Here is a 16,115-nt window from a genome sequence, read left to right as displayed (position 1 = left end):
AATTTTCGTGACCAGAAATGATTTTCTGGACTCAATTATGTAATAAAATTATACGATAAGGCCACAATTTATTTCGGTAATCGCGCCAACTGGCAAATAATTGTTTTACATATTGGTTTTATTTGTTACTAATCGTCCTGTCTGGAAAAACGCTTGTAGTAATACTACAATCGCCCCCGCTTACGCACTTGCAGCCGGTTAATTGAGGGCATTTGAATACGCCACACGGCGTCCGCTCTACAGTTGACGGGCCGAGAATTCAACGCCGAATTCAAAGTCGAGCCGGTATTAACGAGCCCTGCAACAGGCTCTTTATGGCCGGCGGTATTCAGGTCGCACAGTACTCTCTGTTTCAAGCTGTTTCACGCCGCACCTTCTGTTGTGCTGCTGAAATATTGAGCAGGGTTCGCTGCTTTTCCGCCACTTCAGGCGGTGATCTGGCGAACCAGACGGCAGAATCCGGGGAAATCCCGGTGATTGCGGTACTGTTGCGCAGCAAAAAATTCTGACCATAAAAAACACCGACTCGACGTCGTATATTCGCCGAGGAGCATTTGATGCACGAAGAAACCGACATTCAGGAAACGCAGGAATGGCTGGACGCGCTGCAGGCGGTTATCCGCCACAGCGGCAAGGAACGCGCTGCGTTCCTGATCAAGCAGCTGTCTGACCGCGCCACCAATACCGGCGTACAGCTGCCGGCTGCCATCACCACCCCGTACCGCAACACCATTCCGCCGGAAGCGGAAAAGCGTATGCCGGGTGACCTGTTCATGGAGCGTCGAATTCGCTCTCTGATCCGCTGGAACGCGCTGGCCATGGTGGTTCGCGCCAACTCCAACAGCGACAGCCTCGGCGGCCACATCGCCAGCTTCTCGTCTGCCGCGACCCTGTACGATGTTGCCTTCAACTACTTCTTCCGCGGTAACGAGGGTGAAGAGCGCGGCGACCTGATTTTCTTCCAGGGCCACAGCGCGCCGGGTATCTACGCCCGTTCCTACCTGGAAGGCCGCTTCGATGAAGAGCAGCTGGACAACTTCCGCCGCGAAGTAAACGGCAACGGCCTGTCCTCCTACCCACACCCCTGGCTGATGCCGGACTACTGGCAGTTCCCCACCGTATCCATGGGCCTGGGCCCCATCCAGGCGATCTACCAGGCGCACATCATGCGCTACCTGTCTGCCCGCGGCCTGTCTCCGCGCGGCGATCGCAAGGTGTGGGCATTCCTCGGTGACGGTGAGTGTGACGAGCCGGAATCCCTCGGCGCCATCGCCCTGGCGGGCCGCGAAAAGCTGGAAAACCTGGTGTTCGTGGTCAACTGTAACCTGCAGCGTCTGGACGGCCCGGTACGTGGCAACGGCAAGATCGTGCAGGAGCTGGAAGGCGTATTCCGCGGTGCCGGCTGGAATGTGATCAAGGTCTTGTGGGGCCGCCTGTGGGATCCGCTGTTCGAGAAAGACGAAAAAGGTCTGCTGCAGAAAGTCATGGACGAGACCGTCGATGGCGAGATGCAGAACTTCAAGGCCAACGGCGGCGCTTACACCCGCGAGCACTTCTTCGGTAAATACCCGGAGCTGGCGGAGATGGTCAAAGACTTCTCCGACGAAGAGATCATGAAGCTGAACCGCGGTGGCCACGATCCGTACAAGGTCTACGCCGCCTACGCCGAAGCCATGGCCCACAAAGGCCAGCCCACCGTGATCCTGGCGCAGACCGTGAAAGGCTACGGCCTGGGTGCTGCCGGTGAAGCGGCGATGGATACCCACAACGTCAAGAAAATGGACACCGAAGCGCTGAAACGCTTCCGCGACCGCTTCGCGATCCCGATTACCGACAAGGAAATCGAGGAAGTTCCGTATTACCGTCCGGCGCCGGACAGCCCCGAGATGAAGTACATGGCCGAGCGCCGCAAGGCACTGGGTGGTCCGGTACCGTCCCGCAGCACCGAGGTGGCCAAGCTGGAAATCCCGGAACTGGACGCGTTCAGCGCCCTGACCAAGGGCTCCGGCGACCGCGAAATCTCCACCACCATGGCGTTCGTACGCGCACTGTCCGTGCTGGTGAAAGACAAGAAAATGGGCAAAAACGTCGCGCCGATTGTGCCGGACGAAGCCCGTACCTTCGGTATGGAAGGTCTGTTCCGTCAGCTGGGTATCTACTCTTCCCAGGGCCAGAAATACACCCCGGTCGACCACGGCCAGATCATGTATTACAAGGAAGACAAGAAGGGCCAGGTGCTGGAAGAAGGCATCAACGAAGCCGGTGCCATGTCCGCATGGATGGCTCTGGCGACAGCCTACAGCAACCACGGCGTGCCGATGGTGCCTTTCTACATCTACTACTCCATGTTCGGTTTCCAGCGCATTGGCGACCTGGCATGGGCCGCCGGCGACATGCAGGCGCGCGGCTTCCTCGTTGGCGCCACCGCTGGCCGTACCACCCTGAACGGCGAAGGTCTGCAGCACCAGGACGGCCACAGCCATGTGCTGTCTGCCACCATCCCGAACTGTAAGAGCTACGACCCGGCCTACGGTTATGATCTGGCAGTGATCATGCGTCACGGCCTGAAGGAAATGTACGAAGAACAGAAGAACCTGTTCTACTACATCACCATCGAGAACGAGAACTACCTGCAGCCGGAAATGCCGCAGGGCGTGGAAGAAGGCATCATCCGCGGTATCTACAAGCTGGACAACAATTCCCGCAAGCCCGGCAAGGGCAAAGCGGCGAAGAAGCACGTTCAGCTGATCGGTGCCGGCTCTATCCTGCGCGAAGTGCTTGCCGCAGCGGACATTCTGGCGGATCAGTTTGGGGTGACCTCCGACGTGTGGAACCTGACCTCCGCCACCGAGGCTTCCCGTGAAGCCCAGGACGTGGCCCGTTGGAACATGCTGCACCCGACCGAAGAAGCCCGTAAATCCTGGATTGGCGAGCAGTTCGAAGGCAACGAGACGCCGGTGGTGATCTCCACCGACTACATCCGCGCCTACGTCGAGCCGCTGCGCGAGTTTATCGATGGCAATGTGATTGCGCTGGGCACCGACGGCTTCGGTCGTTCCGACAGCCGCGAGCAGCTGCGTCGCTTCTTTGAAGTGAACCGTAACTACGTTGCTGTTGCCGCGCTGAAAGGCCTGGCGGACCAGGGTGTGATCGAAGCGAGTGAAGTGGCCGACGCCATCAAGAAGCTCAATATCGACCCGGAAAAAGTAAACCCACGCCTGGTTTAATCACCGCTGAGTAAGGAAGGTAGAGACATGGCAAAACAAGTCATTAAAGTGCCTGATCTCGGCGGCGCCGATCAGGTAGATGTAATTGAAATCGCCGTTGCCGTGGGTGACACGGTGGCGGAAGAGGACGCGCTGATTGTAGTGGAGGGCGACAAGGCCTCCATGGACGTCCCCGCGCCGGTGGCCGGCAAGATCCTGAGCATCTCCGTCAAGGAAGGTGACAAGGTATCTGAGGGCGATGTTATCGGTGAAATGGAAACGGACGCTGGTGACGATGCCGGTAGCGACGCGTCAGAAGAACCAGCGCCTGCTCCGGCAGCGGAGCAGGCTCCGGCCCCCGCCGCGGAAGAAGCGCCGGCTCCGGCCGCTGCCGCAGGCGTTGAGAAGGAAGAGGAAATCGTGGTTCCGGATCTCGGGGGGGCCGAGTCTGTGGACGTGATCGAAATCTCCGTCTCCGCCGGTGATGAAATCGAAGAGGGCGACGCCCTGATCGTGGTGGAAGGCGACAAGGCGTCCATGGACGTACCGTCTGCGGCAACTGGTACCATCGTTTCCATCTCCGTGAAGGAAGGCGACAAGGTGTCTACCGGTGATGTGATCGGCGTGATCAAGACCCGGTCTGGAGGCGACAGTGGCGGCGGTGGCGCGAGCGCGGCTCCTGCTCCGGCAGCTGCAGCGCCAGCCCCTGTTCCCGCGCCGACCAGTGAAGCCGAGGCTCCGCAGGAAGCGCCGAAACGCGATCCGCACGTAGAGCGCGACCACACCCCGTCCGCCGAAGTTTACGCCGGCCCCGCCGTGCGCAAACTGGGCCGCGAACTGGGCGTGACCCTGAACAAGGTCAAGCCTACCGGTCCGCGCGGTCGTGTGACCAAAGACGACCTGCACGCCTATATCAAGGAGCAGGTGAAAAAAGCCGAAAGCGGTGCTGCTGCTGGTATCGGCGGCAATATCGGCATTGCGCCCATGCCGGAAATTGACTTCAGTCAGTTCGGCCCGGTACGTGTAGAGCCGATGAGCAAGATCCACAAGCTCACCGCGGCGAATATGGTGCGGAACTCGCTGACCGTGCCCCACGTCACTCAGTTCGACGATGCGGACATTACCGATCTGGAAGATTTCCGTAAGGCAATGAAGGCTGAAGCGGAAAAACGCGGCGTGAAAATTACGCCAGTGCCGTTCCTGCTGAAGGCTGCCGCTGCCGCACTGCGTGAAGTGCCGAGCTTCAATGTATCCCTGCATAACGATGGCGAGCACATCGTCAAGAAAGACTATGTGCACATTGGCATGGCGGTGGATACACCGAAAGGCCTAGTGGTCCCGGTGATTCGGGATGTGGATAAAAAAGGCCTTTACGAGCTGGCAGAGGAAGCCACCGCCATGGCGGTGGCTGCCCGCGACGGCAAGCTGAAGCCCCGCGATATGCAGGGTGCCTGTTTCACCATCTCCAGTCTCGGTGCTATTGGTGGCACCGGATTTACCCCCATCGTGAATGCGCCGGAAGTGGGTATCCTCGGTGTATCCAAGCTGGCGATTCGACCGGAATGGAACGGCAGTGAGTTTGTGCCGCGCAAGATGCTGCCCCTGGCACTGTCTTACGACCACCGTGCGGTAAACGGCGGTGATGCGGGCCGTTTCCTGACCTATCTGGCGGGCGTGCTGGCTGACGTGCGCAAGCTGCTGCTGTAATTTTTGATCGCAAGATCAATGCAGCGTTAGAAAAAGCGCCAGAGGGTTTTCCCTCTGGCGCTTTTTTTGTGTGCTCTTTTTGCTTAGTTGTTGCGGCTTGCTTCGCGGTTTTTGAAGGTTTTGCCCGCCATGACGTGATCGCCGTCGCCTCATTCCCTTGTGCGTTGAATCCCGCGTATTTAATTTTGTTTAAAACGTGAACAGCGTCGTCGAACGCTTCCTGCGCGCTAAACTGAAATTAACAGAGAGTGGATGTCGGGAAAGTGGAGTTCCCGGCTGTGGTCAGGTAGTGATCAAGTTGCGAGGTAGGTGAGTCATGAAGCGCACAGGGATTACAGCTGTGGCAATGGGCGCCACACTGTGTATGCAGGGTTGTATGTTCGTACCGTATGGAAACGAAAATAGCTACGATCCATTTTTCTTCAACCCGGACGACCAGAGTCAGAGTGCAGACTTTGTCGAAGTGGGAAATTATCTACCAAACGCCGCGGCTCCCCCTGCGGCAAGCCGGCAGTGCTCGACCGATGCGGAAAATAGTCGCGTAGGCTCTGCTTGCTGGTTTTTCCCGGTGATGCGGGTGTATTGAGTTGGCGGCGGGTTGTCGATCTATTGCCGCTATGTGAAATGAAAGTTAAGGAGACACCATGCGCAAACCAGTGATGATTTTATCGGTGATGGCGGCGGCGACGCTACTGTCAGCCTGTGGTACCAGCAGCGTGCGCGATCAGGTGGTCTACCCTAACAGTGCGCCCATTCCCCGCGCGCCGGTACATGCGGAACAGAAGACCAACTATGACGGTTGCCCGGGGGACGCGGAAGAGCTGGCGCCGGGTTCTATTTGCCCGGCCACCGCCCAGTGTTACGAGATTTCCGGCGGGCGCCGCTGTATCGTTTACGAGAAGTAAGCCCACGACATTGGCGGGGCTTTGGGGGGCGGAAAGCCCCTCTCATACGCACAGAGGATGTGAAATGAAATTGCGCCTGATTGCCCCGTTCGCCGCCGCATTTTTCGCCGGCTGTGCCGGTACTGCCAGCAACATTGACAATATCAAAAGCCTCGACGGATTCTGGTGCGACCTGACAGGCTCTCCCGCAACCTATTATCAGGGGCGCCTGCCGGAAAATCTGACGCCGCTGTATCCCCGCGACTGCTTTTCCGGTGACACCCAGATTCCGACAGCGAATGCTTGCCTCACCGGTGACAGCGTCTGTTATCAACTGGATACCGGCAACTGGTGTACCGCCGGTATCGCGCCCCAGTGCCCCGTCGGCAGTGCACCGTTGACCATGGACGCACCCTGTCCGGAAGGCGGGCAATGCAGGATTTACAGTGAAGGCCTGCGTTGCTATTCCTCAGGTGCCTGATCGATTGTTACTGCCCGGATAGCTCGACCGCGGCCGGCCGTTCCCGGGCTGTTTCCCGCGGCGGCACCCCTTCGTTCTGGGGGTTGTGTTGCCCGGAGAGCGAACGCAGGGCCACGTAAAACACCGGCGTCAGCAGCAATCCGAACAGCGTTACACCAATCATGCCGGTAAATACGGTGACCCCCATGGCGTTGCGTACTTCGGCGCCGGCGCCGCCGGCCAGTACCAGTGGTACCACGCCGGCAATAAAGGCGACCGAGGTCATGATGATTGGCCTCAGCCGCAGGCGACAGGCCTCGAGCGCGGCGCGCATTGGATCCAGCCCTTTTTCCATTTCCAGCTCGCGGGCGAACTCGACGATCAGAATGGCGTTTTTACACGCCAGGCCCATCAGTACCACCAGACCCACCTGTACGAACACATTGTTGTCGCCCCCCGTCAGCCAGACGCCGAAAAGGGCGGCCAGCAGGCACATGGGTACGATCAGGATCACGGCCAACGGCAGCACCCAGCTCTCGTAAAGCGCCGCCAGCACCAGGAACACCAGTAGCAGGGCCAGTGGGAACACCAGCATGGAAGCATTGCTGCGGTTGACCTGCTCGAAACTCAGATCTGTCCACTCAATCGTCATACCCGGTGGTAATGCCTGCGCTGCCACCCGCTCCACCGTTGCCAGCGCCTCGCTGGAGGACAGCATCGAGGGGTTGGACTGGCCGAGCAGGTCCGCGGCGGGATAGCCGTTGTAACGGATCACCGGATCGGGCCCGTAACTTTGCTTCAGCTGCACCATGGTGTTGATTGGCACCATCTCGCCGCGATTGTTACGGGTGTAGAGGTGGTCGATGTCTGCAACTTCATTGCGGAAAGGGGCGTCCGCCTGGGCCATGACCCGGTAGGTGCGGCCGAACAGGTTGAAATCGTTGATATACAGCGAGCCGAAATACAGCTGCAGCGTGCCGAACAGATCATCCAGGCGCACGCCCTGAGCCTTGGCCTGCAGGCGATCCACTTCCGCATCCAGTTGCGGGACATTGGCCTGATAGGAACTGAAGGGGTAACTGAGTCCCGGTGTTTGGCTGAGTGCACCGGCGAGTTCGTTGGTGGCAGTCTGCAGGGCGCCATAGCCGGCCCCGGAGCGGTCCTGAACATACAGCGAGTAGCCGGAGCCAGCGCCTAGGCCGAAAATCGGCGGCGGCATAAAGCTGATCGCGAATCCTTCTTTGATATTTGCCAGCTTGCCATTCAGCTCAGCGGCAATTTCACCCGCGCTGCGATCGCGCTCGCTGAAATCGTCGAAGAGCACGAACACGGTTCCCACGTTCGGGGTGTTGGTGCGTTGCAGGGCATTGAAGCCGACAAAAGCCGCAGCGTGAGATACGCCCTCCGTGTCCAGTGCCAGTTCACTCACCCGGCGCGCGACAGCTTCGGTTCTATCCAGCGAGGCGCCCTCTGGCAGGCGGATACTGCCCACCAGGTAAGTTTTGTCCTGGGTGGGGATAAATCCCCCCGGAACCTGGTTGAACATGAACACGGTACCGACCAGAAGCAGGCTATAGACGGCAAATACGAGGCCGCGCCGATTCAGACTGCGACCGACAAATCCCTGATAGCGGTTGGCACTTCGATTGAAGAAACGGTTGAACGGGCGGAACACCCAGCCGAACAACCGATTGATAATTCGCGCTGGCAGATCCGGTGCGGCGCCGTGGGGCTTCAGTAGCGTCGCCGATAGTGCCGGTGACAGGGTCAGCGAATTAACCGCAGAAATTACCGTGGCGATCGCGATGGTCATTGCGAACTGGCGATAGAACTGCCCGGTGATACCGTCGAGGAACGCCATAGGCACGAACACCGCACACAGCACAAGGCTGATGGCGACAATCGGGCCACTCACTTCCCGCATGGCCTGGTGGGCGGCCGCCAGCGGGCTCAACCCCTCCTCGATATTGCGCTCCACGTTCTCCACTACCACGATCGCATCGTCCACCACGATACCAATTGCCAGCACCATGCCAAATAATGTGAGCGTATTGATGGAAAAACCCAGCAGGTGCAGAACCGCGAAGGTACCGATAATCGAGACCGGAACCGCCAGCAGCGGAATCAGAGATGCGCGCCAGGTCTGCAGGAACAGGATCACCACCAGTACCACCAGCAGCACTGCTTCCAGCAGTGTTTTTATCACCGCTTTGATGGAGGTGCTGACAAACACCGTCGGATCATAGGCGATCTCCCACTCCAGCCCGTCGGGAAACCGATCGTCCAGTTCCGCCATTTTTTCCCGAATTGCCTGCGAGACTTCCAGTGAGTTGGAGCCGGGTGCCTGGAAGATCGGCAGGGCAACGGCCTGGCGTCCGTTCAGCAGTGCGCGCAGGGTATCTTCGGAGGCGGCCAACTCAATACGCGCGACGTCGCTCAGGCGGGTGATTTCGCCGTCGTTGCCGGTTTTGATCACTACATCACCGAACTCCTCCACACTCGTCAGTCGCCCCTTGGCGTTGATGGAGATCAGAAAGTCGTTCTCCCCGGGCATCGGCTGGGCGCCGATCTGACCGGCGGACACCTGTACATTCTGTTCGCGCACGGAATCGACAATATCGGCGGCGGTGATATCGAGGGCTGCGGCTTTCTGCGGGTCCACCCACACGCGCATGGCGTAGTCGCCGGCGCCAAACAATCCGGCCTGACCGACCCCGGGAATACGGGCAAGTTCGTCGCGGATATGCAACACCGCGTAGTTGCGGATATACGTTGCGTCGAAACGATCACCCGGCGAAGTCAGGTGTACCGCCATCATCAGGTTGGGCGACTGTTTCTGTGTGGTGACACCCTGGCGGCGCACATCCTCCGGCAGCCGTGGCAGTGCCTGGGAAACCCGGTTCTGTACCTGAACCTGAGCCTGATCGGGATCGGTTCCCAATTTGAAAGTGACGGTCAGTGACAGAGTGCCATCGCTGCCGGCGACGGATTTCATGTAGATCATGTCCTCCACACCATTGATGGCTTCTTCCAGTGGCGTGGCGACGGTTTCGGAGATGGTCTTGGGATTGGCGCCCGGGTAGCGCGCTGTTACCGCGACACTCGGTGGCACTACATCGGGATATTCACTTACCGGCAGCACCGGGATACTGATCAGCCCGACCACGAAAATGATGATCGACAGCACCGAGGCAAAGATGGGTCTGTCGACAAAAAAACGGGAAAAATTCATACGCTGCTACCCCGTGTGCGATGGTGATCATCACACCAGAAACTCAAACTGAAGAAATAACCGAATTGGAACTGGGTGGGCGTAACGGAGCCTGTTCAGCGCCCGGCGAGTTGTGGTGTGGTTGCGTCCACACGCTTCTGTACTGGCTGTGGTACTACCGGCATGCCGGGGAACAGGATTTTTTGCAGGCCATTGACCACCACCTGTTCTCCAGGCTCGAGGCCCTTGCGGATCAGTATCATTCCTCGCTGTTGCGGGCCGGTTTCCACGTCGCGGCGCTCGGTAATATTTTCCGCGTTTACCACGTACACATAGCGCCGATCCTGATCGGTGAGTACCGCCTTGCGGTTGAGGAGCAGCGCGTTATCCAGTTGTTCGGTGGGCATCTGCACGCGCGCGAACTGCCCCGGCTTTAAATGTCCTTCCGGGTTGGCGACGACCGCACGGAACTGAATGGTGCCGGTGTGGCTGTTGAGGCGGTTGTCAACGAAGTCGAGCTTTCCGATGTGTGGAAATCCGTCCTCGCCAGCAAGCCCGACGTTGACCTGCGGGCGCTGCTCGGGCGTAAAGAAACCGCGGTTGCCGGCGAAGCTGACCTGATCACTTTCGAAATAGACGTACATGGGGTCCACGGAAACCAGCGTCGTGAGCAGCGTCTGATCGGCGCTGGCCAGGTTGCCTCGGGTGATTTCTGCGCGTCCCACGCGACCGTCGATAGGGGATCTGACCTGGGTAAACTGCAGGTCGAGCCGTGCACTCTCCAGTGCTGCCTGGGCCGCGTTTACCGCAGCGCGGTCGGATTCCAGCGCTGCCTGTCGTTGGTCGTGGTCCTCGCGGGATATCGCGTGGCTCGCCAGTAGCTGACGGGCCCGTTGCGCGCGGCTTTCACTCAGTGCCAGCTGGCTCTGCGCACGTGCCAGTGCAGCCTGTGCGGCGCGCTCGCGGGCCCGGTAGGGGCGCGGATCTATCTGGAATAACAGATCCCCGCGCTTGACCAGCTCGCCCTCGGTGAACGCCACCTTGTCGATGTAGCCACTCACCCGTGCGCGCAGTGCTACCGTTTCCGGAGCCGCAACCCGGCCGGTAAAGTCGCCCCACAGGGTTGCCGGCTCGCTGGTCACTTGCACAATCTCCACTGGTATGGGCGGCGGTCTCTGGCCATCGGTGTTGCCGGTATTGCAGCCTGCGAGTATCAGGGTTGCCAGACCGATCAGAAATTTTTTTGTCATTGGGTACTTGCTCCTCTGCTCGGGCGAGTAAACCTCGACCCATCGGGGGCGTACCTTAGCCGAGCGCAACCGGAAGACGGTATTCGGTTACTGTGCTCTGCTTGCCTGATTCTACTTTCGTTAAAGAGGAGGGTGGTTGAGCGGAAATCTGCGGCGGACGGGCCGTACATCCATTTGTCATCTGTCTGTAGCTTCCGAATTGCCTGCACTGTTATGTTGCGTTGCCCCCGCGTGAGTCGATTGCATATTCCTGTCGGGTGCTTGCCCAATTCTGCAAAGTTCTAATTGCCTTGCCCAAAACTCCGTATACTGGCCGACTGTTAAGCCGGTAACTGGAGGGCACATGTCGCAGGACCCAAACCGCAGTGATATTTCCCGAGAAATGGAATCTGTCCGCAAAAAGCTTGTGCGCACTGTTTTGCGATGGGCACCCAAGGAAGGCATGCGGGAGTTCTCCCAGAGCGGGGTCGGCCTGATCCGCTCCGACATGGCCACTGCCAGCTGTGTTTCAGGTGTGTACGAGCCTTCGCTCGGTTTTATCGTGCAGGGCGAGAAAGTCTTACAGTTGGGTGATCGGGAAATCTCTTACGGCCCGTTGAGCTACCTGGCGTCCTCGGTGCACCTGCCAGTACAGGCCCAGGTGGTAAACGCCTCACCGCAACAGCCGTATCTGGCCATCAAACTGGTGCTGGACCCCCAGGAAGTGACCGATCTGGTTCTGGAGCAGGGCGGGCAGGTGCGGTCTCCGGTCGTGGAAAACTGTTCCAGCCAGGAAACCAATTGTGGGCTTTGTATGGCGCGCATGGACATGGGGTTGCTGAATGCAGTGAGCCGTCTCGTCGAACTGCTCGACAGCCCGGCGGACATACCGGTACTGGCGCCGCTGGTGCGCAAGGAGATTCTCTACCGGGTGCTGAGGGGGGAAATGGGGCCCCGGATCCGCAAATTTGCCGTCGCCGATAGCCAGGCAAACCGCATATCCCAGGTTATTGCTCTGCTTCAGGATCGCTTTGCGGAACCACTGCGGATTAGCGAGCTGGCGGAGCGGGCCAACATGAGTGAGTCGGCCCTGTTTCACAGCTTTAAACAGGTTACGCGCATGTCTCCATTGCAGTTTCAAAAAAAACTGCGACTGCACGAGGCACGCCGTCTGATGCTGAGTGAAGGGTTGGAGGCCGCCTCCGCCAGCTACCGAGTGGGTTATGAAAGCCCGTCACATTTCAGCCGTGAATATAGCCGTATGTTTGGTGCGCCGCCCCGTGCGGACGTGAACAAGCTACGCGGTGATCAACGGGTGCCGGCGTAAGGCACTGGCTGGTTGTTGTATCGGACACCGGCGGTGAGGACGCACATACTGCGTCCCTGTCGTACGCCGTCTGTGTTCCGCTGCGCCGTGAGATTATTCCTGCGGATTATGATGTCCCGGCCACGGTAGCCAGAGGCTCACCTGTAAACCGCCCTCGGCGCGGTTGTGCAGTTGTATTTGTCCGTTGTGCGCGTCGATGATTTCCCGGCATAGGGCCAGACCGAGGCCGACGCCCTGCGGCTTGGTAGAGTAGAACGGCAAAAGCGCCTGTTGCAGCACCTTATCGCTCATACCGGTGCCGCGGTCTCTGACCGTCAGCAACTGACCGTGCGCATCCGTGGCTACCTGGAGAGAAATGTCTTCTACCGCGCTACCGGACTCACCGGCATTCTTGAGCAGGTTCAGCAGCGCCTGTTCCAGTTGCGTTGGATCGAAATAGCCGGGGCGCGAGGGTAAGCTCCCGTGGATTTTAAAAGGATGCAGGGGCTGCAATCTTGTGATCAGTCCGGACCAGGGCACCTCCTCACACACCGGTGGTGGCAGCTTGGCGAAGCGCGCGTAGCCTTGGGTAAAATCCGTCAGATGGCGGCAGCGTTCTGCGATGACATCAAACACGCTGGCCAGTTGCCGGGAATCGATTTTTTCCGACAGTAATTTTCCACTGTGGGCCATGGATGAAATGGGGGCAAGGGAATTGTTCAGTTCGTGGCTGATCAGCCGGATCACTTTTTTCCACACCTGAACTTCCGCTCGGGTCAGCTCCCGGGTCATTTCTCTGAGCAGTATCAGGCGGTGTTTCTGTGCATTCAGTACAAAGGTACTGTTGCTGATATGCAGGGTGTGGTTGCGCTCGCCGTCAAGGTAGCGGATGAGGCCATCCTGTTTTCCCTCGATGGCTTCCGACAGTTCCGGCGGGCAATGGGGGAGAATCTGCTTAAGCAGATGCCCTTGTAGTGCTTTGCCGTCGTGTAAAAGATGTCGCGCACTGGTATTGGCGTAGATGATGTGGTTGCTTTGATCGATCAGTAGCAGGGCCAGTGGTGAGCTCTGGATCACTGTATCCAGCAGCAGTTCGCGTTGGTGAATATGAGCTCTTTCCCGCCGCAGTATTTCCCCCACCTCGTTATACAGTTCTGCCAGCTGCCCCAGCTGGTCGTCGCGGTTCAGTGCCAGGGATATGGAAAAATCCCCATCGCGGAAATTCAGCAGGCCGCCTTCGAGGCTCTGCAGTGCGCGATTCAGGTTGCGGGTCACGGGGCGCAGCAAGGCGAAGGCCAGTAGTAGTGCCAGTAGCAACCCTGCACTCCAGGCAAGCAGCGGCTGGGCATCCAGTCGCAACAGGGCAAATGGAATACCGGAGCCGAGCGCCACCGACAGCAGAACGGTGGCGAACAACTTTCCTTCGATAGAGGTTTTCGGATTTGCGCCGCTAGGCATCAGTAGGGAATTCCGTATTTATCCAGCCTGCGATACAGGGCCTGTCGACTCAGTCCCAGTTCACGGGCGGCCTGGGCGATGATGCCGTTGCAGTTGGTGAGGGTCTGCTCCAGCAGTTCGCGGCTCGGTTCAAAGCTGTGCTCCGGTACCTTGAGTCGGGTGTCTTCCGGCAATGCCAGGGTCGCCTCGTCGATGGTGTCGCCTTTGGTCAGTACCGCAGCACGCTGCATCACATTCTGCAGTTCGCGCACGTTACCGGGCCAACTGTAGCGCATCAGGCATTGTTGTGCCTGTGGACTCAGTTGCTTGTCTGTCTTGGCGAGGAAGTTGCGGGCCAGCGGCAGAATGTCTTCCGGGCGCTCACTCAGCGGCGGCAGTTTCAGTTCGATCACATTCAGCCGGTAAAACAGGTCCTGACGGAAACTGCCATCTTCAATCATCTGTTGCAGGTTGCTGTTGGTGGCGCTGATTACACGCACCCGCACCTTGCGGGTCTGGCTGCTGCCGAGGCGCTGGAATTCTCCGGTCTGTAATACCCGCAACAGTTTGACCTGACCGCTGGCGGAGAGCTCGCCGATTTCGTCAAGAAACAGGGTGCCGCCGTCGGCTGCTTCAAACCGGCCCTGACGTACCTTATTGCCGGAGCCAGTGTAGGCGCCGGCCTCGGCGCCAAACAGTTCCGCTTCCATTAGCTCTTCCGGCAGGGCGCCCACATTGACCTTGATGTAGGGGCCATCCTTCACACTGGAGTTGGCCTGGACTATATCGGCAATTTTTTCCTTGCCCGCGCCGTTGGGCCCGGTAATCAATATCGGGACATCGGAGTGGGCCACCTGGGTGGCCATTTCCAGCAGCGTCTGCACACTCTGGCTGCGGTAGACAATCTCCTGCAGGTCGAACTGTTGCCGCAGCTGTTCCCGCGCCTGCTGCGCACGGCTCTGGGACTGCCGCTGCTGTTGTTGCAGATCGTGCAGCTCCAGCAGGTTTTTAATGGTGGCGATCAGTTTGTTGTCGTCCCAGGGTTTACCGACATAATCGGCGGCACCGGCCTTGACCAGCTCCACCGCCATTTCCAGCTGGGTCCAGGCAGTGAGCAGGATGACGGGAATATCGGGCTGTATTTCACGTAAGGCAAAAAACAGTGCGCGACCTTCTTCACCGGATGTGGTGTCCGCTGTGAAGTTCATGTCCTGGATGACGAGGCCAACATCCGGGTTTTCCCGCAACAGTTGCAGGCCCGCCTGTGGGGTAATGGCTGAGAGGGTCTGGATATCGTGCAGGGACAACAACAGGGATAGGGCCGAGATGATGCCGGTGTTGTCGTCGATGATTAGGACCTTATCCAATTAACTGTCCTTTGTAGTCAATTTTGTAGCGGTCCTGCCGGCAGCAGGACCTTCTCATCGCAAATTGAACTTCGAACCCGCGATTACACGCTACGTGTTGCCATTGCCGGTGAAATATTCGCAGCGCGCATGGCCGGCATCAACGCGGCAGCAATACTCACGAGCAACAATACTATCGCACACACGGCAAGCAGCGGTAATGTAAGAGCAGGTTGTGAAAATTCGCTCACCATCAGCTGATTGATGATCAGTGCGCCCGCGGTGCCCAGCCCCAGGCCGGTACCGGCAATCAGGGCGTTTTCAACCAGAAAATAGCGGCTGATATTGGCGCGGGTGGCACCCAATGCACGGCGGATACCGATCTGTTTGGTGCGCTGGTTGATCCAGAAAATGGTCAAACCGATGATACCGAGAGCGACAATGAAGGTAAGCAGGGCCATGACCAGAGACAGCACTTTGATCATTATGTTGTCGCTGATGTAGGTACGCTGCACATTTTCACTCAGGGTTTCCACATGCACGACACGCTGGGGATCACGCTCGTTGAGTAAATCCTCCACTTTTTTGAACACCTCGTCCCGTTGCCCTGGTTCGGTTCGGATCAGGTAGCGTTTGTGGTTGCCAGTGACCAGCAAGGGGAAGAAAACCACGTTGCCGGCGCGGGACCAGCCCGGCCAGGCACCCAGGTGCTGCTCGACCACGCCGATGATTTCCACCGGGTTGTCATTGGCTCCGCTATAAAAAAACTTTCCGATAGCCGATTCGCCAGGATACAGCTTTTCGGCAAACTGCTTGCTGACCACGGCCATTTTGCTGTGATACTGGTCATTTGGGCCGATAACGTGTTCATCGGCAGGAACAAAACTGCGACCTTCGATCAGATTGAGACCAAGGGTGTTAATAAAGTGTGAGTCCACCTGATAGTAGTTGGCGTTTTCGCCACCGATCTCCTGATTGGGCTCAGTGAAATAGGTGCCCGCAGAACCGGATCCGGACAGTGGAATCTGGTTGGTTACCGAGGCGTCCACAACACCAGGTGTACTGCGCAGTAGATCGAGGTCAGCTACGACGGCTCCTGCCATATCGTATTCCGTAGGGATGGGCATATAGGTTGCGGCGATAATATTTTCCACATCCATGCCGGTGGGGCGTGCCACCTGTTCCATACGATCTTTTACGATCACGCTGGCATTACTCACAATGGCAAGAGTGAGTGCAAGCTGCAGGGCGATCAGCAACGCGGATACCTTGTTGCGCCAGAGGGCGGACAACATGGGTTTTAGCTCGAACATGTTCTTTTCCTCTTCT

Annotated in this window: 12 protein-coding genes; 7 read left to right on the top strand and 5 right to left on the bottom strand. The window is 58.4% G+C overall.

Annotated elements, in window-relative coordinates:
* The first annotated feature begins 314 nt into the window (after window positions 1-314).
* The 6 genes from AU11_RS07300 (at window position 315) to AU11_RS07275 (ending at window position 6,278) form a co-directional block, all read left to right on the top strand.
* The gene (locus AU11_RS07300) at window positions 315-509 is read left to right on the top strand and encodes a hypothetical protein (protein WP_043317562.1); all 195 of its coding nucleotides are present in this window, start codon (window positions 315-317) and stop codon (window positions 507-509) included.
* 48 nt (window positions 510-557) lie between these two features.
* Window positions 558-3,227: a pyruvate dehydrogenase (acetyl-transferring), homodimeric type gene (gene aceE, locus AU11_RS07295; protein ID WP_043317560.1), complete on the top strand. Its 2,670-nt coding sequence runs from the start codon at window positions 558-560 to the stop codon at window positions 3,225-3,227.
* A gap of 27 nt (window positions 3,228-3,254) precedes the next feature.
* A complete protein-coding gene (gene aceF, locus AU11_RS07290) occupies window positions 3,255-4,913 on the top strand; it encodes a dihydrolipoyllysine-residue acetyltransferase (protein WP_043317559.1) in 1,659 nt (552 codons plus the stop codon).
* Between the two features lie 376 nt (window positions 4,914-5,289).
* Window positions 5,290-5,499 (top strand): hypothetical protein, encoded by a 210-nt coding sequence (locus AU11_RS07285; protein ID WP_156035171.1) that lies wholly within the window; start codon window positions 5,290-5,292, stop codon window positions 5,497-5,499.
* A 58-nt stretch (window positions 5,500-5,557) separates the two neighbouring features.
* Entirely contained in the window at window positions 5,558-5,818 is a 261-nt protein-coding gene (locus AU11_RS07280) for a hypothetical protein (RefSeq protein ID WP_043317554.1), read from the top strand.
* 64 nt (window positions 5,819-5,882) lie between these two features.
* A complete protein-coding gene (locus AU11_RS07275) occupies window positions 5,883-6,278 on the top strand; it encodes a hypothetical protein (RefSeq protein ID WP_043317552.1) in 396 nt (131 codons plus the stop codon).
* A gap of 7 nt (window positions 6,279-6,285) precedes the next feature.
* Here AU11_RS07275 and AU11_RS07270 read toward each other — a convergent pair whose 3' ends face one another.
* Both AU11_RS07270 and AU11_RS07265 read right to left on the bottom strand, forming a co-directional pair.
* Window positions 6,286-9,489 (bottom strand): efflux RND transporter permease subunit, encoded by a 3,204-nt coding sequence (locus AU11_RS07270; RefSeq protein WP_051687016.1) that lies wholly within the window; start codon window positions 9,487-9,489, stop codon window positions 6,286-6,288.
* Window positions 9,490-9,584: 95 nt separating this feature from the next.
* A complete protein-coding gene (locus AU11_RS07265) occupies window positions 9,585-10,718 on the bottom strand; it encodes an efflux RND transporter periplasmic adaptor subunit (protein WP_043317550.1) in 1,134 nt (377 codons plus the stop codon).
* A 343-nt stretch (window positions 10,719-11,061) separates the two neighbouring features.
* On the opposite strand from AU11_RS07265, the gene AU11_RS07260 reads away from it, so the two are divergent.
* Window positions 11,062-12,024 carry an AraC family transcriptional regulator gene (locus tag AU11_RS07260; protein ID WP_043317549.1) on the top strand — a complete coding sequence of 321 codons (963 nt, stop codon included), beginning with the start codon at window positions 11,062-11,064 and terminating at the stop codon, window positions 12,022-12,024.
* A 93-nt stretch (window positions 12,025-12,117) separates the two neighbouring features.
* Here the strand turns inward: AU11_RS07260 and AU11_RS07255 are convergent, their stop codons facing one another.
* From AU11_RS07255 to AU11_RS07245, 3 genes are all read right to left on the bottom strand, one after another.
* Window positions 12,118-13,461, bottom strand: coding sequence for a PAS domain-containing sensor histidine kinase (locus AU11_RS07255; protein ID WP_043317547.1), 1,344 nt, complete (start codon window positions 13,459-13,461; stop codon window positions 12,118-12,120).
* Window positions 13,461-14,807 (bottom strand): sigma-54 dependent transcriptional regulator, encoded by a 1,347-nt coding sequence (locus tag AU11_RS07250; RefSeq protein WP_043317545.1) that lies wholly within the window; start codon window positions 14,805-14,807, stop codon window positions 13,461-13,463. The genes AU11_RS07255 and AU11_RS07250 overlap by 1 nt, the downstream gene beginning before the upstream one ends.
* Before the next feature lie 83 nt (window positions 14,808-14,890).
* Window positions 14,891-16,099 carry an ABC transporter permease gene (locus tag AU11_RS07245; protein WP_043317543.1) on the bottom strand — a complete coding sequence of 403 codons (1,209 nt, stop codon included), beginning with the start codon at window positions 16,097-16,099 and terminating at the stop codon, window positions 14,891-14,893.
* Window positions 16,100-16,115: the final 16 nt, after the last annotated feature.

Origin of the sequence: Microbulbifer sp. HZ11, from assembly GCF_000708675.1 — a bacterium.
Lineage (GTDB): Bacteria > Pseudomonadota > Gammaproteobacteria > Pseudomonadales > Cellvibrionaceae > Microbulbifer.
This window is presented reverse-complemented; position numbering and strand designations above follow the sequence as displayed.

What these genes read in the sequence shown, in the direction of transcription:
- AU11_RS07300 (WP_043317562.1), top strand. Translation starts at nt 315, where the DNA reads ATGGCCGGCGGTATTCAGGTCGCACAGTACTCTCTGTTTCAAGCTGTT.
- aceE (WP_043317560.1), top strand. Translation starts at nt 558, where the DNA reads ATGCACGAAGAAACCGACATTCAGGAAACGCAGGAATGGCTGGACGCG.
- aceF (WP_043317559.1), top strand. Translation starts at nt 3,255, where the DNA reads ATGGCAAAACAAGTCATTAAAGTGCCTGATCTCGGCGGCGCCGATCAG.
- AU11_RS07285 (WP_156035171.1), top strand. Translation starts at nt 5,290, where the DNA reads ATGTTCGTACCGTATGGAAACGAAAATAGCTACGATCCATTTTTCTTC.
- AU11_RS07280 (WP_043317554.1), top strand. Translation starts at nt 5,558, where the DNA reads ATGCGCAAACCAGTGATGATTTTATCGGTGATGGCGGCGGCGACGCTA.
- AU11_RS07275 (WP_043317552.1), top strand. Translation starts at nt 5,883, where the DNA reads ATGAAATTGCGCCTGATTGCCCCGTTCGCCGCCGCATTTTTCGCCGGC.
- AU11_RS07270 (WP_051687016.1), bottom strand. Translation starts at nt 9,489, where the DNA reads ATGAATTTTTCCCGTTTTTTTGTCGACAGACCCATCTTTGCCTCGGTG.
- AU11_RS07265 (WP_043317550.1), bottom strand. Translation starts at nt 10,718, where the DNA reads ATGACAAAAAAATTTCTGATCGGTCTGGCAACCCTGATACTCGCAGGC.
- AU11_RS07260 (WP_043317549.1), top strand. Translation starts at nt 11,062, where the DNA reads ATGTCGCAGGACCCAAACCGCAGTGATATTTCCCGAGAAATGGAATCT.
- AU11_RS07255 (WP_043317547.1), bottom strand. Translation starts at nt 13,461, where the DNA reads ATGCCTAGCGGCGCAAATCCGAAAACCTCTATCGAAGGAAAGTTGTTC.
- AU11_RS07245 (WP_043317543.1), bottom strand. Translation starts at nt 16,099, where the DNA reads ATGTTCGAGCTAAAACCCATGTTGTCCGCCCTCTGGCGCAACAAGGTA.